Below are 19,196 nucleotides of genomic sequence, written 5' to 3'. Positions count from 1 at the left end.
GTGTGGCAGGGTGAGGGGATCATGACCGGGACCGAGCGGCGGCACGCGGGGCGGCCTCGCAGCGAGCGCGCCGACAAGGCCATCGTCGAGGCCACCCTGGACCTGCTGGCCGAGGAGTCGGGGGTGGCGGGCGTCTCCATCGAGGCGGTCGCCGCCCGCGCCGGCGTCGGCAAGACGACGATCTACCGGCGCTGGCCCAGCAAGGAGGCGCTGATCGTGCACGCGCTCGGCGCCGTGAAGGAGCCGCTGCCCGAGCCGTCCGGCGCGTCCGCGCGCGAGGACCTCACCATGATCGCGCGGCGGCTCGCGGGCGACGGGCACCGCCGGTACTCGCGGTGCTTCTGGAACGTCGTCGGCGGCGCGGAGAAGCACCCCGAGCTGTACGCCCGCTACCGGCAGGACGTCATCGAGCCGCGCCGCGACGTCATCCGCAGGGTGATCCGGCGCGGGCTCGACTCCGGGGAGCTGCGCCCCGGCCTCGACGTGGAGGTCGCGATGTCGCTGCTGCTCGGCTCGCTGACCGCCAAGCGGCCGCAGGAGACGTTGCCCGAGGGATACGCCGAGGCGGTCGTCGACACCCTCCTGCGGGGCATCGGGAGCGACCGGGAGGGCCGTCCGGAAGCGGACGACGGACGGTTTTCGGCGCGGTAAGCGTGATCTTCTCCCCTTACCGCGGGGTCATGCCCCATACTGTCGCTGGGTAGTGCTGAGACGACCGGCTGTCTGGAGCGCGTCAGGTGAGATCCGTCATGGCGCCGCGAGGCGATGCGCCAGCCGCCGATTCGGCGTCCCGGACCCTTGTCCTGGGCATCGACGGTGCTCGGCAAATCGTGCAGTGCGGCCCGAATGCCAAGGCCGTCCTCGGCCGTGCCCCCGAGGAGCTGATCGGCCGCCCCGCCACCGACCTGGTCGGCGACGAGGCGAAGGCCGAGCTGGAGACGCTCCTGGAGGCCAACGGCGCCGGGCAGGAGCGCAACGGCGTGATGGGCGTGCTGCGCGGCGACGGCGGCGCCTCCGCCGACGCCCTCGTCACCGTGCAGCCGATGCTCGGCGGCGGCCCGGGCGCGGCGCCCGCCGCGCTGCTGTTCATCCGCGTCGAGCTGCCGCCGAGCGAGCGCTACCAGGACCCGGCCCTCATGCGGCGCGCCCTAATGGACGACCCGCTCACCCGGTTCGGCGCGACGCTCGACCTCGACCAGTCCGCCCGCGGCCTCGTCGACGTCGTCGTCCCGCACTTCTGCAACGTCGCGTCGGTCCTGGTGCTGGAGAGCCTGGTCGCCGCCGACGAGGTGCACGCCGAGTCCGGCTCGGCGGTGCTGCGCCGCATCGCGGTCACCTCCGACGACGGCAACCCGGCCTGGACCTCCACGTTCCCCGTCGGCGAGGTGCTCGTCTTCCCCGAGGGCACCCCGTACCGGCAGGTGATGGAGACCGCCCGCCCCGTCCACCTGCCGCACATCACCCTGGACGCCGCGAGCGAGATCGGCCGGCTCTGGCGGCGCGGCCCGGCGGGCGAGCTGCTGTCCGACGTGTCGATGGTGCTGCTGCCGATGATCGCCCGCGACACGCTGCTCGGCTTCATCGCCTGCACCCGCGTCCCCGGCTTCCGCAAGTTCGACGCCTACGACGTCGAGATCGGCATGGAGTTCGCGGCCCGCGCCGCCATCGTCATCGACAACGCCCGGCGCTACAGCCGCGAGCGGGCGACCGCGCTCGCGCTGCAGCGCAGCCTGCTGCCGATGCGGCTGTCCGCGCCGTCCTCGGTCGAGGTCCGGCACCGCTACCTTCCGGGCAGCAAGCTCGTCGAGGTCGGCGGCGACTGGTACGAGTCGATCGCGCTGCCCGGCGCCCGCGTCGCCCTCATCGTCGGGGACGTCGCCGGGCACGGCGTCCGCGCCGCCGTCACCATGGGGCGGCTGCGCACCGCGCTGCACACGCTCGCGAACCTGGAGCTGCCGCCCGCCGACGCGCTGCACGTCATGCACGAGCTGATGATCGAGCTGGGCGAGCAGGAGCCGCACTTCGCCACCTGCGTCTACGCGGTGTACGACGCGACCACCGGCACCATCGAGATCGCCTCCGCCGGGCACCTGCCGCCGCTGCTGGCGAGCCCGACCGGCGACAACGAGTACCTGGAGGTCCCGCCCGCCCCGCCGCTCGGCGTCTCGGGCGGCTCGGCCATCGAGAGCCGCGAGTTCGCCGTCGAGGACGGCAGCCTCTTCGTGATCTACACCGACGGCCTGGTCGAGAACCGGGGCCGCGACATCGACGACGGCCTCGCCCGCCTCCAGAAGATCTTCGGGCGCGACTCGGTCGACCGCTCCATGGAGGACCTCGCCAAGACCACCCTCGCGGGCGTCTACGCCGACCAGCACCGCGACGACATCGCCGTCCTGATCGCCCGGCTGCGCCGCCTCCCCCAGGACCGCTACTCCTCCTGGACGCTGCCCGCCGACCCGGCCGCCGTCCGCCGCGCCCGCGGCCTCGTCAGCACCCGCCTGGCGGAATGGGGACTGGAGGAGCTCGACTACACCACCGAACTGCTGGCGTCCGAGCTCATCACCAACGCGCTCCGCTACGCGCACGGCCCGATCGAGCTCCGCCTCCTGCTGGAGCGCACCCTCGTCCTGGAGGTTCTGGACCGCTCCGCCGCCCTACCGCGCCTGCGCCGCGCCGAGGACGACGACGAGAACGGCCGCGGCCTCCTGGTCGTCAGCCAGCTCGCCCACCGCTGGGGCTCCCGCCGCACCGCCGCGGGCAAGGTCGTCTGGTGCGAGCAGATCGTCCCCGGCGTCGACCCCGACGCCTCGGAACAGGTCCCCGCCTGGCCCGAAGAGGCATGGCCCGGAGAACTCCACCACAGGGAGTAGAGGTGTCTTCCCTGGGGGGCCGTATCTCCCTGGGGGGCGCCCCCTGGAACCCCCCGTTGCGACGCAGGCGATCCTCACGCCGCTGTTGAGGTTGGTTGTGCCCGTGACGGCCGGTGTGGCGTCGCTGCCGTCGCCTGCGTCGACGGGCAGGCGCGCTGCACTCGCTCCACGCGCCTGCCCGCGCCCCACTTGAGCTACCAGCCCAAGAGCGCGCGAATTGTCCACGTCCGAACACTCTTGGACGTGCCACCCCATGACGCTCGTGGAGTGGACCTGAGCCGGGGCGCGGGTCGGGTGGCCGGAAGGCGCTCTGGCGCCTGGAGGTCGCACGACCCGTCGAGCCGGGCGACCGCAGCGACACGGCACCAACCCGCACGGGCACAACACACCCGCACCGTGGCGTGAGGATCGCCCGGCTCGTGACGGGGGTTCGGGGGGGTCGCCCCCCTGGGCTGGTACAGCTAGCGCAGCTTTTCGCGCCAGCGGTTGGTGATGGGGAGGCGGCGGTCGCGGCCGAAGTTCTTGGGCGTGATCTTGGGGCCGGGCGGGTACTGGCGGCGCTTGTACTCGGCGATGTCGACGAGGCGGATGGCGCGCTCGACCAGGGCCGGGTCGTGGCCGGCCTCGACGAGGGCGTCGCGGCCCATGTCGCGCTCGACGTAGTCGGTCAGGATCGGGTCCAGGAGGGTGTACTCGGGGAGGGAGTCGCGGTCGCGCTGGTCGGGGCGCAGCTCGGCGGACGGCTCCTTGACGATGATGGCCTCGGGGATGGGCTCGCGCGCGAAGGGGTGCAGGAGCGGTGAGTCCTTGCCCGCCTGGGCGTTGCGCCACCGGGCGAGGTCCCAGACGGTGAGCTTGAAGACGTCCTTGATGGGGCCGAAGCCGCCCGCCGAGTCGCCGTAGAGGGTGGAGTAGCCGGTCGCCAGCTCGCTCTTGTTGCCGCCGGTGAGGACGAGGTGGCCGTCCTCGTTGGACAGGGCCATCCACACGTTGGCGCGGATGCGGGCCTGGAGGTTCTCCGCGGCGAGGCCGTGCAGGTCGAGCTGCTCCTCGAACGCCTCGACCATGCCGGCGATGGGGACGATGCGGGCGTTGACGCCCTGCCGTTCGACGAGCTCCTCGGCGTCCACGACGGAGCCCTCCGAGGAGTAGCGGCTCGGCAGCAGGACGGCGTGCACGTTCTCCGGGCCGATGGCGTCGGCGGCGACGGTGGCGACGAGCGCCGAGTCGATGCCGCCGGACAGGCCGAGCACGACGGAGCGGAAGCCGTTCTTGCGGACGTAGTCGCGGGTGCCGAGGACGAGCGCCGCGTACACCTCGGCGAGGTCCTCCAGGGGGCGCGCGACCGTCCGCGGCTTCGCGGGGTAGGCGGGCAGCGGGTCGGCGGACAGGACGTGCCGGTCGATGGTGATCGTGGTGCCGTCGTGGGCGTCGACGCGGCCGGGGGCCGCCTCGGCGGCCGGGCCGGCCGCCGGCAGGTCGAGGTCGGTGACCAGGAGGTGCTCGACGAACTGGGGGGCGCGGGACAGGGGCGCGCCGTCCGGGCCGACGATGACCGAGTCGCCGTCGAAGACGAGCTCGTCCTGGCCGCCGACCATGTTGACGTAGGCGAGCGCGCAGCCGGCCTCGCGGGCGCGGCCGGCGCACAGGTCGAGGCGGGCGTCGTCCTTGTTGCGCTCGTAGGGGGAGGCGTTGATCACCAGCAGCAGCCCGGCGCCCGAGGCGCTCGTGACGCTGACCGGGCCGCCGTCCTGCCAGAGGTCCTCGCAGATGGCGGTGGCGACGTCGACGCCGTGCAGCCGGACGACCGGCAGCCGGTCGCCGCGCGCGAAGATGCGGTACTCGTCGAACACGCCGTAGTTGGGGAGGTGGTGCTTGGCGGAGCGGACGAGCACCTCGCCGCCGTGCAGCCACGCGGCGGCGTTCAGCGGCAGGCCGCCGGGCCGGCCGGAGCGGGCCGCGCCGGCCGGCGGGCGGTCGAGGTAGCCGGTGACGACGGGCAGGTCGCCGAGCCCTTCGTCGGCGAGCCGGCGGGCGAGCCGCCGGAGGGTGTCGCGGGACGCCTCCACGAAGGACGCGCGCAGCGCGAGGTCCTCCACGGGGTATCCGGTCAGCATCATCTCCGGGAATGCGACGAGGTGCGCGCCCGCCTCGGCGGCGCGGCGCGTCCACGTCACGATTTGGTCGGCGTTGCCGTCGAGGTCGCCGACGGTCGAGTTCACCTGCGCGAGCGCGAGCCTGAGTTGTGCCACGGTCCAAGCGTAGAGTGCCGGACCCAGTTTCGTCACTTTGACGAGAAGTGGACGCCGGGCACCGCGGCGCGCCGGCGCCGGATCGCGGGGGCGAGCGCGAGTTGCGCCCCGGCGGCGGTCAGGGCGAGACCGGCGCAGGTCAGCCACAGTGCGGGCGCCCCGCCGGCGCCGAGCAGCTGGGTGCCGCCGAGGGGCGCCAGCAGGAAGCCGCCCGACCACGCCATCCCGTACAGGCCCCCGTACCGGCCGCGCAGGCCGGCGGGCGCGAGGTCGGCGACCACGGCCTGCAGGACGGACGCGGCGATGATCTCCCCGAGCGTCCACACCAGGATCGTCGCGGTGTAGGCGGGCACGGACGAGGCGAGCGAGGTGAGCCCGTACCCGACCCCGACCAGCGCGAAGCCCGCCGCCAGCACCAGGCTGTGGTCGCGCCGCGCCAGCCACGCGTTCACCAGCGGCTGGACGATGATGATCAGCACGCCGTTGGCCGCGATCGCCAGGCCGTAGGACCGCGGGCCGAGCCCGTCCTCCCGCATGGCGAGCGGCATCGTCGTCATGCCCTGCATGAGCACGAACGTGTAGAAGAGGGTGACCAGCACGTAGCCGACCATGACCCGGTCGCGCAGCACGCGGCCGAACCCGCCCGCCCGCTCGGCGCGGGCCTCGCGGGTCCGGGTCTCCGGGATCGCCCGCCACACGAGCAGGCCGAACGCCGCGCAGGTGAGGGCGTCGATCCAGAACAGCCACAGGAAACCCCGCTGCGCGAGCGTCCCGCCGAGCACCATGGCGACCGCCCAGCCGAGGTTGATCGCCCAGAACAGCAGCCCGAACGCGCGCGGGCGGTCGGCCGGGGAGATGATGTCGGCCACCATCGCCTGCGCGGCGGGCCGGTACATGTCCAGGAGAAGGCCGAGCACCAGCGCGGCCGCGAGGATCGCGGCGAGCCCCTGGGCGTAGCCGAGCGCGAGCATGGCCGCGCCGGTGCCGACGGTCGCGAGGGTCAGCGTCGCGCGGCGGCCGATGCGGTCGGCGAGCATGCCGCCCGCGAGCTGGCCGGCGAGCGAGCCCGCGCCCAGCACGGCCATCGTCACGCCGGCCTGGGCCAGCGACAGCCCGCGCACGGTCGTCAGGTAGAGGCCGAGGAACGGCTCGACCATGGTCCCGAGGCGGTTGAGCAGGGTGCCCGCCCACAGCACCCAGAAGGGCCGGGGGAAGCCGCCGACCCTGGGCCGCAGGAACGCCGCGAACCTGCCGGCGGCGGGACCGGCAGGAGTCTCTTCCAGAGTGGTCACTTGCACGATGGTGGGGCCGCCGCGCGCTCCGAGACATTCATTTAGCCTGGGCTAAATGATCGAGTTCGTGCTCGCTCCGGACGACGTGGCGCGGGTCCGGTTCGCGTTCTCGCCGCTGTGGGAGATGGTGCGCAGCCTGCGGGTGCTCGCCGACCCGTCCGGCCACGCGCTCCACCTGCCGTGGGTGCGCACGGTCCGGCCCCGCCTGCGCGGCCTCGGCTTCGAGCCGCTGCTGGACGTCGTCCTGCCCGCCGGGTACATCCCGGACTTCCTCACCCCGCCGCCGCGCTCGCCCCTGCCCGACCTCGGCGCGGAGCTCGCGACCGTCCGCGCCACCCCGCCCGAGGTCGTCGCCGCCGAGCTCGGCTGGACCGCGCCCGGCGACCGGCCCCGACCGGCCCGCCACGCCATGGCCGCCGACCCCGAACGCACCCTGGAAAGGCTCGCCGGCCTGCTCGAAAGGTACTGGGAGGTGGCCGTGGAGCCGTTCTGGCCGCGCATCCGCGACCTCTTGGAGGGGGAGGTCCTGCGCCGCAGCGGCGCGCTCGCCGCCGAGGGCGCCGCGGGCGTGTTCGGTGACCTGCACGAGGCGGTCTCCTGGCGCGCCGGGACGCTCTCCGTCGACCGCCACTGGGACTTCCGCGGCGAGCTCGCCGGGCGCGGGATCCTGCTCGTCCCGAGCGCGTACGTGTGGCCGCAGGTGTCGGTGATGGTGCCGCCCTACCAGCCGATGCTCAGCTACCCGCCGCGCGGCGTGGCGACGCTCTGGGAGACCGGGCCGCCGGACGAGCCGGGCGGCGGCGCCCTGGCCGCGCTGATGGGACGCCGCCGCGCCGAACTGCTCACGGCGCTCGCCACGCCGGCGTCCACCACCGACCTGGCGAGGCGGATGGGGGTGACCGCGGGGGCCGTCAGCCAGCATCTGGGCGTCCTGCGCGCCTGCGGCCTCGTCACCGGGCACCGCATGGGCCGCCGCGTGCTGTACGTCCGCACGCCGGCGGGGGACGCCCTGGCCGGCGCTCAGCGCAGCGACGCGAGCGCGTCCAGGCGCGGCGGCGCGGGGGAGGCGCCCGGTCCGTAGCGGCCGGACTCGGCGAGCCAGTCCATGTGCGCGCGCGGCGTGTCCAGCAGGACCTTGACGACCTGTGCGGCGGCGGCGCGCTGCGCGACCGTCAGGTCCAGCCGGTCGAGCATCTCCGGCAGCCGCCGCGCCGCCGCCCACGCCTCCTCCAGCCGGTCGGCGATCCGGTCGGCGACCATGTGGGCCGCCTGCGCCTCGTCCAGCCCGTGCGCCCTGGCGAGGACGGCGGGCAGGTCGTGCACGTCGCCGCGCGCGGCCTCCAGGTCGTGCGAGGCGAGGTCGTTGGCCCAGGCCACCACGTCGGCGACGCCGTCGGCGAGGGTCTTCCAGCGGGGCGTGCGCAGCAGCCGCGCCGGCAGCTCGACGCCGAGGACGGCCTCGACCAGGTCGAACAGGAACGGCCCGCACGCCCGGCGGCGCAGCGCCGGGTACTCCTGCTCGGTGGGGACGTGGCTGATCCGCCGGTTGACGGCCTCCTCGGCGCAGCCGTCGCGGTGCGCCTCCAGGTGCAGCATGAACCGGCGGCGCCAGTCGCGGCTCATGTCCCTGGAGGTGGCGTGCCACAGCTCCACCAGCGCCGCCTCCAGCGGCCGGGCGCCGGGCCGGGCGTGGCCGCGCCGCATCGCGCGCAGCAGGTCGTCGTACAGGGCGTGCACGGCGCTGCCGCTGTCGGCCAGCGGCGAGTGGTCCAGCGTGTCGTCCAGCGCGAGCGTCCAGGTCAGCCAGCGGGCGAACAGGTCCACGGCGGCCAGGTCGGCGGACGGCAGGACGCGGGCGGCCAGCCGCTCGCAGCGCGCCCGGCCGAGCGGGGAGGTGTCCGGATCTCCGAGCACCAGCCCGCGGCCGCGTGCCCAGGCCTCCACCTGCGCGCACAGCTGCCACGACTCCGGGTGCATGGCCGACGGTGTGGCCAGCGCGGTCACCCGGTCGGTCATCGAGAGAAGAAGTGAGATGTCCACGACGCGATCCACGCTAACGATCACCTTGCCGGACGACCATGATCGCCACGTCAATTTCCGGGAAACGGATATCCGGGGACGGTCATGGGCGAGTCAGCCGCCCGCCCCTGCCTCCGGCCGGGGGGACGTGCGATAGTGCGGTGATCGGAAGCCAGCACGATCAGGAGGAAACGTGTCGAGACGGACGACGCTCCAGGCCTTCGGCGCGGGGCTCGCGGCCCTGGCGCTGACGGCGTCGGCGTGCGGCGGCGACAAGGGCGCGACGGTGCAGGGCGTGAAGCTCATCGAGAAGGGCGCGCTCACCTCGTGCACGCACCTGCCCTACCCGCCCTTCCAGTCGGAGGACAAGAAATCGGGCAAGGTCGTGGGCTTCGACGTCGAGCTCATCGACCTCGTCGCCAAGCGGCTCGGCGTCACCCAGAAGATCGTCGACACCCCGTTCGAGACGATGAAGACGGGGTCGGCTCTGAACGCCGGCAAGTGCGACATCCAGATGGGCGGCATGACGATCAAGCCCGACCGGGTGAAGTTCATGGACGTCTCCACGCCCTACTTCGACGCCACGCAGTCGCTGATGGCGAAGAAGGGCAGCGGGATCACCGCGCTCGACGACGTCAAGGCCAAGAAGCTCAAGCTCGGCTCGCAGGCGAGCACGACCGGCGAGGACTTCGTCAAGGACAAGGGCTTCGACCCGCGCTCGTTCGACAACTCCAACGCCGAGCTGAACGGCCTGCGCACCGGCCAGGTGGACGTGATCGTGCAGGACGACCCGGTCGTCAAGGGCTGGCTGAAGGACCCGGCGAACGCCGGCTTCGAGATCGCCGCGAACCTGAACACCGGCGAGCAGTACGGGTTCTGGATGCGCAAGGGGCACAACCCCGAACTGGTGAAGATGACGAACCAGGTGATCGCGCAGGCGAGGTCGGACGGCTCCTACAAGCGGATCTATGAGAAGTGGATCGGTCCAATGCCGCCCAGCGCCGGCGGCGGCTCGTGACCGCCGAACCGGCCGGTGCGGCGGCGCCGGGCGGGCTGACCCGCCGGCGCCGCCGCCAGTTCTCCCTCGGCGGCCAGTACGGGATCTTCATCGTCGTCGTCGTGCTGGTCGCGGCGCTCGCCGACTGGGGCACCCTGCGGCTCAACTTCGCCAACTGGGACGTCGCCAAGAGCCTGTTCCCCGACATCATCACGGTCGGGCTGCGCAACACCGCCGTGTACACCGCGGTCGGGTTCGGGATCGGCCTCGGCGGCGGGCTGGTCGTCGCGCTGATGCGGCTGTCGTCGGTGCCCCCGTACCGGTGGTTCGCCACCGCCTACATCGAGATCTTCCGCGGCCTGCCGCTGCTGCTGATCTTCATCTTCGTGGGCGTCGGCGTGCCGCTGGCCTTCCCGGGCACCAACATCCCCGGCGGGGCGGCCGGGCAGGCGGGGCTGGCCCTCGGCCTCGCCGCCACCGCCTACATGGCCGAGACGATCCGCGCCGGGATCGAGGCCGTCCCGAAGGGGCAGCTGGAGGCGGCGCGGTCGCTCGGCATGTCGCACACCCGGGCGATGCGCTCGATCATCATCCCGCAGGCGTTCCGGATCATCATCCCGCCGCTCACCAACGAGCTGGTGCTGCTGTGCAAGGACTCCTCGCTGGTGCTGTTCCTCGGCATCACGCTCGAACAGCGGGAGCTCACGAAGTTCGGCCGCGACCTCGCGGGCGAGCAGGGCAACACCACCCCGATCATCGTGGCGGGGATCTGCTATCTGCTCATCACGATCCCGCTGAGCCTGCTGGCCCGGCGGCTGGAGGCGCGGCAGCGCAGGGGGCGGCGATGACGAGCCTCGTCAAGGACACCGGGGACCGGGCGGCCATCGAGATCAGCGGCCTGTACAAGTCGTTCGGGGCGAACGAGGTGCTGCGCGGCATCGACTTCCACGTCGAGGCGGGTGAGGTCGTCTGCGTGATCGGCCCGTCCGGGTCGGGCAAGTCGACGCTGCTGCGCTGCGTCAACCTCCTGGAGGAGCCCTCCGCCGGGACGGTCCGGGTCGCCGGCGCCGACGTCACCGGCCCCGAGGTCGACATCGACGCCGTCCGCCGCCGGATCGGCATGGTCTTCCAGGCGTTCAACCTCTTCCCGCACCTGACCGCGCTCGGCAACGTCATGATCGCTCAGCGGAAGGTGCTGAGGCGGGGGAGGGCGGAGGCCGAGCGGATCGCCCGGGAGAACCTGGAGCGGGTCGGGCTGGCCGACAAGGTCGACGCCTACCCGGCGCAGCTGTCGGGCGGCCAGCAGCAGCGCGTGGCCATCGCCCGCGCGCTCGCGATGGGCCCGGAGGTGATGCTGTTCGACGAGCCGACGTCCGCGCTGGACCCCGAGCTGGTCGGCGACGTCCTCGGCGTCATGCGCGGCCTCGCGGAGGCCGGGATGACGATGCTCGTCGTCACCCACGAGATGAGCTTCGCCCGGGAGGCGGCCGACCGGGTGGTGTTCATGGACGGCGGCGTGGTCGTGGAGGAGGGCCCGCCCGCCCAGGTGATCGGCGCGCCCGCCCACGAGCGGACCAGGACCTTCCTTTCGCGCGTCCTCGACCCGGCAGCAACGCGGATCGAGGACGGTCCGCGGTCGGATATGTTCCGATCACCGGCCCCGGACGCGTAACGTCGCGGTAACAGCGGCCGGGCATACTGCAGATACAGCCGGACCGGCTCCACGCGGCCGGCATGCCGGGCCCGCGTCGTCGACAACGCAGTCTCGCCGACAGGGCAGTACCGAGGGAGAGGGCATTGGACCGTCAGCAGGAGTTCGTGCTCCGCACGCTGGAGGAGCGCGACATCCGCTTCATCCGGCTGTGGTTCACCGACGTGCTCGGGTTCCTGAAGTCGGTGGCCGTCGCCCCCGCCGAACTGGAGGGCGCCTTCGGCGAGGGCATCGGCTTCGACGGCTCGGCGATCGAGGGCTTCGCCCGGGTGTACGAGGCCGACATGATCGCCAAACCGGACCCGTCCACCTTCCAGGTGCTGCCCTGGCGGTCGGAGTCGCCGGGCGTCGGCCGCATGTTCTGCGACATCCTCATGCCGGACGGGACGCCGAGCTTCGCCGACCCCCGCTACGTCCTCAAGCGCGCCCTGGCGCGGGCCGCCGACCTCGGGTTCACCTTCTACACCCATCCCGAGATCGAGTTCTTCCTCCTCAACGACAAGCCGGAGGACGGCCGCGAGCCCGAGCCGGCCGACGCGGGCGGCTACTTCGACCACACCCCGCACAGCGCCGCGCACGACTTCCGGCGCAACGCCATCACGATGCTGGAGGCGATGGGGATCTCGGTGGAGTACAGCCACCACGAGGGCGCCCCGGGCCAGCAGGAGATCGACCTGCGGTACGCCGACGCGCTCACCACCGCCGACAACATCATGACGTTCCGGCTGGTCATGAAGGAGGTCGCGCTGGAGCAGGGCGTGCACGCCTCCTTCATGCCGAAGCCGTACACCGAGCACCCCGGCTCGGGCATGCACACGCACATGTCGCTGTTCGAGGGCGACCGCAACGCCTTCTACGAGCCGGGCGCGGAGTTCAAGCTGTCCAAGGCGGGGCGGGCGTTCATCGCCGGGCTGCTGCGGCACTCCGCCGAGATCACCGCCGTGTGCAACCAGTGGGTCAACTCCTACAAGCGGCTGTGGGGCAACGTCGGCTCCGCGGCGGGCCTCGGGGGAGAGGCCCCGTCCTACATCTGCTGGGGGCACAACAACCGGTCCGCGCTGGTCCGCGTCCCCATGTACAAGCCGCACAAGGGCCACTCGACCCGCATCGAGTTCCGGTCGCTGGACACGGCCGCCAACCCCTACCTGGCGTTCGCGGCGATCCTCGGCGCCGGGCTCAAGGGGATCGAGGAGGGCTACGAGCTGCCGCCGGGCGCCGAGGACGACGTCTGGGCCCTCACCGTGGCCGAGCGGCGCGCCCTCGGCATCGAGCCGCTGCCGCAGAACCTGGACGAGGCCATCCGCGCGATGGAGCGCAGCGAGCTGATGGCCGACGTCCTCGGCGAACACGTCTTCGACTTCTTCCTGCGCAACAAGCGCCAGGAGTGGGAGGACTACCGCCGCCAGGTGACCGAATTCGAACGGAAGCGGCTGCTGGCCGTCCTCTGAGGCCCGCCACCGGATTACGGTTGGTCCTGTGACCGAGTCCTGGACTTCCGACCGCCGTCCCTCGCTCGCCGGACGCCTGGCGCGGCTCGGGTTCACCCACGCGGCGCGGGCGGAGCGGCTGCTCGCGGAGGCCGAGCGCGACGGCGCCGGACCCGGCGACGGCCTGCTCGACGCCCTCGGCGGCACCGCCGACCCCGACCTCGCCCTGGACGGTCTGCTGCGCCTGCTCGCCGGCGCCGGCGGCGAGCTGGGCGCGGTGCTGGCCGCCGAGCCGGGGACGCGGGAGCGGCTGACCGCGGTCCTCGGGGTGAGCGCGGCGCTGGGCGACCACCTGGCGCGGCACCCGGACCACTGGCGGGTGCTGCGCGACGGCGTCGCGGGCCCGCTCGGAAGCCCCCGCGCCGACCTGCTGGCCGCCGTGGGCGCCGACCCGGCGGCGCGGGAGCCGGTGGCGCGCGGCGAGGACGCGCTCGTCGCGCTCCGCGTCGCCTACCGCCGCCGCCTCCTGGCGCTGGCGGGACGCGACCTGATCGGCGTGGCCGACATCGCCGAGGTCGCCGCCGAACTGGCCGACCTCGCCGCCGCCGCGCTGGAGGCCGGCCTCGCGATCGCCCGCGCCGAGGTCCCCGGGCACGAGGCGTGCCGGCTCGCCGTGATCGGCATGGGCAAGTGCGGGGGCCGCGAGCTCAACTACGTCAGCGACGTCGATGTGATCTTCGTGGCGGAGGCGCGGGAGGGGCGGGACGAGGACGCCGCGCTGCGCACCGCGACCCGGCTGGCGTCGGCGATGATGCGGGCCTGCTCGGCCACGACCGAGGAGGGCGCGCTCTGGGAGGTGGACGCGGCGCTGCGCCCCGAGGGCAAGTCCGGGCCGCTCGTGCGGACGCTCGCCAGCCACCGCGCCTACTACGAGCGGTGGGCCAAGACGTGGGAGTTCCAGGCGCTGCTGAAGGCCCGTCCCGTCGCGGGCGACGCCGACCTCGGCGCCCGCTACCTCGACACGATCACCCCGATCGTGTGGAAGGCGGCCGAGGGCGAGAGCTTCGTCGAGGACGTCCAGGACATGCGGCGCCGCGTCGAGGCGGACCTGAACCAGCGCACCGCCGACTCCGAGCGGCAGCTCAAGCTCGGGCCGGGCGGGCTGCGCGACGTCGAGTTCGCGGTGCAGCTGCTCCAGCTCGTCCACGGCCGCGGCGACGAGACGCTCCGCAGCCCGACCACGCTGGACGCCCTGGCCGACCTGTCCCGGGGCGGCTACGTCGCGCGCGACGACGCGGCCGCGCTGGCATCGGCGTACCGGTTCCTGCGGCGCGTGGAGCACCTCGTCCAGCTGCACCGGCTGCGCCGCACCCACCTGGTCCCGGACGACGAGGCCGGCCTGCGCCGCCTCGGCCGCGCCCTCGGCCTGCGCACCGACCCGGTGGGGGAGTTCACCGCGCTGTGGCGCCGGCACGCCCGGGAGGTCCGCCGCATCCACGAGAAGCTGTTCTACCGGCCGCTGCTGCGGGCCGTCGCGCGGCTGCCCGGGGAGGAGGCCCGGCTCACCCCGGAGGCGGCCCGGGTCCGGCTGGAGGCGCTCGGGTACGCCGATCCGGCGGGCGCGCTGCGGCACATCGAGGCGCTGACCGCGGGCGTGTCGCGGCGGGCCGCGATCCAGCGGACGCTGCTGCCGGTGATGCTCGGCTGGTTCGCCGACGCGCCCGACCCCGACGCGGGCCTGCTCGGTTTCCGGCAGGTCAGCGACGCCCTCGGCACCACCCCCTGGTACCTGCGGCTGCTGCGCGACGAGGTGACCGTCGCCGAGCGGATGGCCTGGGTGCTCGGCTCCAGCCGCTACGCCACGGACCTGCTGCTGCGCGCCCCCGAGGCGGTCGCCCTGCTGGGCAGCGACACCGGCCTGGCGCCGCGCCCGTACGAGGCGCTGCGCGCGGAGGCGCTCGCAGCGGTCCGCCGCCACAGGGAGGGGGCCGGCGGGAGGCCGGGGCAGGAGGGGAGGGCGGGCGGCCGCCCCGCCGAGGAGGCGGCCGGGGTGGTGCGGGCGCTGCGGCGCCGCGAGCTGTTCCGCGTGGCCGTCGCCGACCTGCTCGGCCTCGTGGACGTCCGGGAGGTGGGGGAGGCCCTCACCGGCATCTCCACCGTCACCCTCGAGGCCGCTCTCCAGGTCGCCGTCAACAAGATCGAGATGGAGTCGCGCGGGCCGCTGCCGACCCGGGTGGCGGTCGTCGCGATGGGCCGGTTCGGCGGGCACGAGCTCGGCTACGGCAGCGACGCCGACGTGATGTTCGTCCACGACCCGCTGCCCGGCGCGGACGAGCGCGCCGCCGGGCGGGCCGCGCACGCCGTCGCCGAGGAGCTGCGCCGCCTCCTCGCCCTGCCCGCCCCGGACCCGCCGCTGGTGATCGACCCGAACCTGCGCCCCGAGGGGCGGCAGGGGCCGCTCGTGCGCACGCTCGCGTCCTACGCCGCCTACTACGCGCGCTGGTCGGAGCCCTGGGAGGCGCAGGCGCTGCTGCGCGCCGACCCGATGATCGGCGACCCGGGGCTGTGCGAGCGGTTCCGCGCGCTGATCGACCCCGTCCGCTGGCCGGAGGGCGGCATCGGCGAGGACGCCGTCCGGCAGATCCGGCGGCTGAAGGCGAGGATGGAGTCCGAGCGGCTCCCGCGCGGCGTCGAGCGGCGCCTGCACACCAAGCTCGGGCCGGGCGGGCTCGCGGACGTGGAGTGGGTCGCGCAACTGCTCCAGCTCCGGTACGCCCACGAGGTCCCGGCGCTGCGCACCACCCGCACGCTGGACGCGCTGGACGCGGCGGTCGAGGCCCGCCTCCTGGACGCCGAGGACGCCGAGACCCTGGCCGAGGCGTGGTGCATGGCCACCCGGATCCGGGGTTCGCTCATGCTGGTGCGGGGCCGCGCGTCCGACCTGCTGCCGACCGACCACCACCGCGAGCGCAGCTCGGTCGCCCGCGTCCTCGGCTACCCCGGGACGGGCGACCTTCTGGAGGACTACCGCCGGCACGCCCGCCGCGCCCGCGCCGTCGTCGACCGCGCCTTCTACGGAGCAGAGTGAGCCCCGGAGCCGCCTGTGCGCCGTCCGGTCCGCTGGTGGAACCGGTGCGCGACGCGGGCCCTGGCGATGAGGAGCGGGGCGGGGCAGCGCGTGTAGAGGATCCAGGAGACCCACAGCGTGCCGCCGATGAGCGCCATGCCCGCCACCGCGTCCAGCACGTAGTGGTTGGCGGTGGACAGGATCACGATCACGGTGGTCGCGGGGTAGAGCACGCCGAGGAGCTTGGCCCACCGCTGCGACGCCAGCCTGACCAGCACCAGCCCGCACCACAGCGACCATCCGGCGTGCATGGACGGCATGGCGGCGTACTGGTTGGTCAGGCTCCCGGACGCGTCGCTGGCGTACAGGCCGAGGGAGTGCAGCGCGGTCACCGGGTCGACGAAGCCCTCGCTGTGCAGGAACCTCGGCGGCGCCAGCGGGTAGAGCCAGAAGCCGATCAGCGCCACACCGGTGGCGATCATGATGGACGTGCGGAGCCACCGGTAGTGCTGCGGCCGGTAGCGGTACAGCCAGACGACCGTGGCGAGCGTCACGATGAAGTGCATCGTGGCGTAGAAGACGTTCGCGGTCCGCGCCAGCCACGGCACGGTCAGCAGCGTCTGGTTGAGGTGCAGCTCGACGTCCAGCCCCAGGAAGCGTTCGGCGCGCAGGATCTCGTCGGCGTGCGCGAACGCCGGCCCGGTGCCGTCCTGAACCAGGACGATCCGCGTCAGCGTATAGCCGGTGTAGAAGAGAACGACCAGCAGGAGCTCACGCCAGACGGGGGGCGCGGTGATGACCCGGCGCCGTATTCCGGTGGCGCCGGCCTCGCTTCTGAGGGCCGCTGGGGGGGCGGATTGAGCCATGCTACCTATCTTTGCCGCCGGGGCCCTGAATGAGATCACCGCGACGAATGGTCTTCGTCTCAGACCTGAGTAGTACGACCCTGACGCGGTATCCGGACTTTCGGGGGAGGGCCTCAGGGTCGCCGGGGGATGCCGCCGCCGCTCACGCCCCGCGCGGAGCCCGTGGAACTGATCAGGAGTCAGCATAGAGGGCCATGGGTAGGTCCCGATCGCTCCAGGCGATGCGATCGGGGGAACGAATGGCCAGGTGTCGGGGGATAGCAGGCGTGGTGCCGGCGGGCGCCGCGACTCTGGTCGCCTTAACGCTCCTCTCCGTCTCCGGAGGGACGGGCCACGCGCGCACGTCGCCCCGCGCGGCGACCGGTACCGCACCCGCGGCGGGCGAAACCCGGCGGGCGGGGATCGACACCCCGCCCGGGGCGGCCCCCCGGCCGTCGTGGGGGCGCTGCACCGGCCTGCCGTCCCCGCCGCCCGGGAGCAAGCCGCCCCGCGGGCTGCGCTGCGCGGCGCTCCCGGTGCCGCTCGACCATGCCCGGCCCTCCGGCGAGAAGATCGAACTCGCGCTGATCAAGGTGCCGGCGACCGACCCGCGCCGGCGCATCGGCTCGCTGGTGTTCAACTTCGGCGGCCCCGGCGGGGAGGGTGTCGACACGCTCGCGCAGGCCGCGGACCAGTACGCCGACCTGCGCGCCCGCTACGACCTGATCGGCCTCGACCCCCGCGGCGTCGGCCGGAGCAGCCCGGTGGCCTGCGCTGACGACCGCCGGATGGACACGCTCGCCGCCATGGACGACAGCCCCGACACCGCCGCCGAGGAGCAGGCGTACGCGGCCGGCCGCGCCGACTACGTGCGCCGGTGCGAGGCGCGGTCGGGGCGGCTGCTGCCGCACGTCGGCACCGCCGACGCCGCCCGCGACCTCGACATGGTCCGCGCCGCCGTCGGCGACGAGCGGCTGCACTACTTCGGCATCTCCTACGGCACCTGGCTCGGCGCCAACTACGCGCACCAGTTCCCCGCCAGGGTGGGGCGGGCCGTCCTGGACGGGGCCGTCGACACCAGGCTCGGCCGCGTGGACCTGGCCCTCCAGCAGGCGGCCGCGTTCCAGCGCGCCCTCGGCGGCTTCGGCGCCGCCTGCGCGCGGCTCGGAAAGAAGGGATGCCCCCTCGGAGCCGACGGCCCGTCCGTCGTGGCGTCCATCGGCCGGTTCCTGGCCGGGCTCGACCGGAGCCCGCTGCGCACCTCGTCCGGGCGCCGGCTCACCCAGAGCCTCGGCACCACCGGCGTCGCCGCCGCGCTCTACTCCCGGGACGCCTGGCCGTACCTCGCGCAGGGCCTGGTCGACGCGGTGAAGCGCCGCGACGGGTCGCTGCTGCTGATGCTCGCCGACGTCCAGAACGGGCGGCGGCAGGACGGCACCTACAGCAACCTCTTCGCCGCCAACACCGCCATCACCTGCGCCGACGGTGCCGACCGGCCCACCGCGAGCGACGTGCGGCTGCTGCTGCCGCGGTTCCGCGAAGCCTCGCCGGTCTTCGGGACGTCGCTGGCGTGGGGCCTGCTGCAGTGCACTGGCTGGCCGGTGCCGGGCGACCCCGCCGCGCGCGAGGTGTCCGCCCCGTCCGCCGCGCCGATCCTCGTCGTCGGCAACACCGGCGACCCCGCCACCCCGTACGCGTGGGCGTCCGCGCTGACGGAGGCGCTCGGCGGGCGGGCCACCCTCCTCACGCTCCGGGGGGAGGGGCACGGCTCCTACGACACCGGCGACCCGTGCGTCCGCAAGGCGGTGCACGCCTACCTCCTGCACGGCACGGTGCCCGCCACGGGCGCGACCTGCGGCCGGCGCTAGCGGGCCGACCCGCGGCGGGCCCACCCGTGCAGGGCGGCACCTCCGCCCGCCGTCGGGGGCCGAGAACCGCCGTCCTGACCGAGGCCCCCGAACGAGGAATCCGGGGCCCTACGGCCCTACAGGCCCTGTGTTCAATTCTTCTATCTTCGTGTTGATCGATCCGGAGCCAATGCATTCACCATTCACCAATGGTGATCGGAAGGCGGAAGAATGAACGAGGAGAACAGCAGGAGCCGGCCCGCGTCCCGGCGCCGTGCCGCGCTTATCGCGGCCGTCGGCGCCACCGCTCTGGGAGGGGCGGCCGCCACCGCGCTGGTGGTGTCCGGCGGAGCGTCCCCCCAGGCGTCGGCCGGGCGAGTGGCGGCGCACTCCGGCATCGCGGCCTCCGCGGCCGCCAAGCCCGAGCAGCAGAACCAGGCCGGCGGCGGCACCGTCCACGAGTCGGCCTCGAAGCGGGCGCGCGAACAGTGCAGAACCGTCGACCGCTACATCCCGTACCACAGCCTCACCAAACTGGAGAAGATCCAGTGGCATTCCAGCGTCCAATACTGCTGGACGGGTAAAAAGGTGCGGATCGTCCGGGCGGGAAGTTACCTCAAGCCCGAGACTTCGACGATCACGGCCGCTCCGAAGCCCGAGAGGATCGTCTACAACAAGAAGCACTCGGCCGTCACCGTGATGGTCAGCGCCGATGTGGCCTGGAACACCCCGTGGGGGGCGACCTACAACCATCCCAAGGTGCAGTACCGGATGTGGGCGATCAACGGCGCGCACACCTACAAGCCGATCTCGACCTCCTGAACCCTCGTACCCCGGTCGACGTCGACGGCCCTCGGACCGGCCCGGAG

The 19,196-nt window shown here is 73.6% G+C and carries 14 protein-coding genes; 10 read left to right on the top strand and 4 right to left on the bottom strand.

The genetic code is table 11. From position 1 onward, the window contains the following. Positions 1-21: 21 nt before the first annotated feature. A complete protein-coding gene (locus CHC11_RS16045; RefSeq protein WP_089312616.1) occupies positions 22-651 on the top strand; it encodes a TetR/AcrR family transcriptional regulator in 630 nt (209 codons plus the stop codon). 179 nt (positions 652-830) lie between these two features. After that, positions 831-2,870, top strand: a complete 2,040-nt coding sequence (locus tag CHC11_RS16040; RefSeq protein ID WP_245919261.1) for an ATP-binding SpoIIE family protein phosphatase — start codon at positions 831-833, stop codon at positions 2,868-2,870. 461 nt (positions 2,871-3,331) lie between these two features. Here CHC11_RS16040 and CHC11_RS16035 read toward each other — a convergent pair whose 3' ends face one another. Together CHC11_RS16035 and CHC11_RS16030 are read right to left on the bottom strand one after the other, a co-directional pair. Next, positions 3,332-5,122 (bottom strand): NAD+ synthase, encoded by a 1,791-nt coding sequence (locus tag CHC11_RS16035; protein ID WP_089312507.1) that lies wholly within the window; start codon positions 5,120-5,122, stop codon positions 3,332-3,334. A gap of 32 nt (positions 5,123-5,154) precedes the next feature. After that, positions 5,155-6,414, bottom strand: a complete 1,260-nt coding sequence (locus CHC11_RS16030; RefSeq protein WP_342749987.1) for an MDR family MFS transporter — start codon at positions 6,412-6,414, stop codon at positions 5,155-5,157. Positions 6,415-6,469: 55 nt separating this feature from the next. Between CHC11_RS16030 and CHC11_RS16025 the strand changes: the two genes are divergently transcribed. After that, the gene (locus CHC11_RS16025) at positions 6,470-7,495 is read left to right on the top strand and encodes an ArsR/SmtB family transcription factor (RefSeq protein ID WP_089312506.1); all 1,026 of its coding nucleotides are present in this window, start codon (positions 6,470-6,472) and stop codon (positions 7,493-7,495) included. Here the strand turns inward: CHC11_RS16025 and CHC11_RS16020 are convergent. Further along, positions 7,435-8,466 (bottom strand): terpene synthase family protein, encoded by a 1,032-nt coding sequence (locus CHC11_RS16020; protein ID WP_245919259.1) that lies wholly within the window; start codon positions 8,464-8,466, stop codon positions 7,435-7,437. The genes CHC11_RS16025 and CHC11_RS16020 overlap by 61 nt on opposite strands. A gap of 160 nt (positions 8,467-8,626) precedes the next feature. On the opposite strand from CHC11_RS16020, the gene CHC11_RS16015 reads away from it, so the two are divergent. The 5 genes from CHC11_RS16015 to CHC11_RS15995 all read left to right on the top strand — a co-directional run bounded on the left by CHC11_RS16015 (position 8,627) and on the right by CHC11_RS15995 (position 15,656). Further along, entirely contained in the window at positions 8,627-9,451 is an 825-nt protein-coding gene (locus CHC11_RS16015) for a substrate-binding periplasmic protein (RefSeq protein ID WP_089312504.1), read from the top strand. Further along, positions 9,409-10,278: an amino acid ABC transporter permease gene (locus CHC11_RS16010; RefSeq protein ID WP_089312503.1), complete on the top strand. Its 870-nt coding sequence runs from the start codon at positions 9,409-9,411 to the stop codon at positions 10,276-10,278. Before CHC11_RS16015 ends, CHC11_RS16010 begins: the two co-directional genes overlap by 43 nt. Beyond that, complete coding sequence (locus CHC11_RS16005; RefSeq protein ID WP_089312502.1) at positions 10,275-11,102, top strand: amino acid ABC transporter ATP-binding protein; 828 nt, start codon at positions 10,275-10,277, stop codon at positions 11,100-11,102. Before CHC11_RS16010 ends, CHC11_RS16005 begins: the two co-directional genes overlap by 4 nt. 125 nt (positions 11,103-11,227) lie before the next feature. Beyond that, positions 11,228-12,589, top strand: a complete 1,362-nt coding sequence (gene glnA, locus CHC11_RS16000; protein ID WP_089312501.1) for a type I glutamate--ammonia ligase — start codon at positions 11,228-11,230, stop codon at positions 12,587-12,589. 28 nt (positions 12,590-12,617) lie between these two features. After that, positions 12,618-15,656, top strand: a complete 3,039-nt coding sequence (locus CHC11_RS15995) for a bifunctional [glutamine synthetase] adenylyltransferase/[glutamine synthetase]-adenylyl-L-tyrosine phosphorylase (protein ID WP_089312500.1) — start codon at positions 12,618-12,620, stop codon at positions 15,654-15,656. Here the strand turns inward: CHC11_RS15995 and CHC11_RS15990 are convergent. Further along, the gene (locus tag CHC11_RS15990) at positions 15,641-16,501 is read right to left on the bottom strand and encodes a phosphatase PAP2 family protein (RefSeq protein ID WP_089312499.1); all 861 of its coding nucleotides are present in this window, start codon (positions 16,499-16,501) and stop codon (positions 15,641-15,643) included. The genes CHC11_RS15995 and CHC11_RS15990 overlap by 16 nt on opposite strands. A 515-nt stretch (positions 16,502-17,016) precedes the next feature. Here CHC11_RS15990 and CHC11_RS15985 point away from each other — a divergent pair. Together CHC11_RS15985 and CHC11_RS15980 are read left to right on the top strand one after the other, a co-directional pair. After that, positions 17,017-18,348, top strand: a complete 1,332-nt coding sequence (locus tag CHC11_RS15985) for an alpha/beta hydrolase (protein WP_218826108.1) — start codon at positions 17,017-17,019, stop codon at positions 18,346-18,348. A 210-nt stretch (positions 18,349-18,558) separates the two neighbouring features. After that, positions 18,559-19,149 carry a hypothetical protein gene (locus CHC11_RS15980; protein WP_089312497.1) on the top strand — a complete coding sequence of 197 codons (591 nt, stop codon included), beginning with the start codon at positions 18,559-18,561 and terminating at the stop codon, positions 19,147-19,149. The last annotated feature ends 47 nt before the right edge of the window (positions 19,150-19,196 follow it).

This window comes from Actinomadura mexicana (assembly GCF_900188105.1).
GTDB lineage: Bacteria > Actinomycetota > Actinomycetes > Streptosporangiales > Streptosporangiaceae > Spirillospora > Spirillospora mexicana.
Note: the sequence above shows the minus strand (reverse complement) of the source record. Positions and strands in the feature narration are given on the sequence as shown.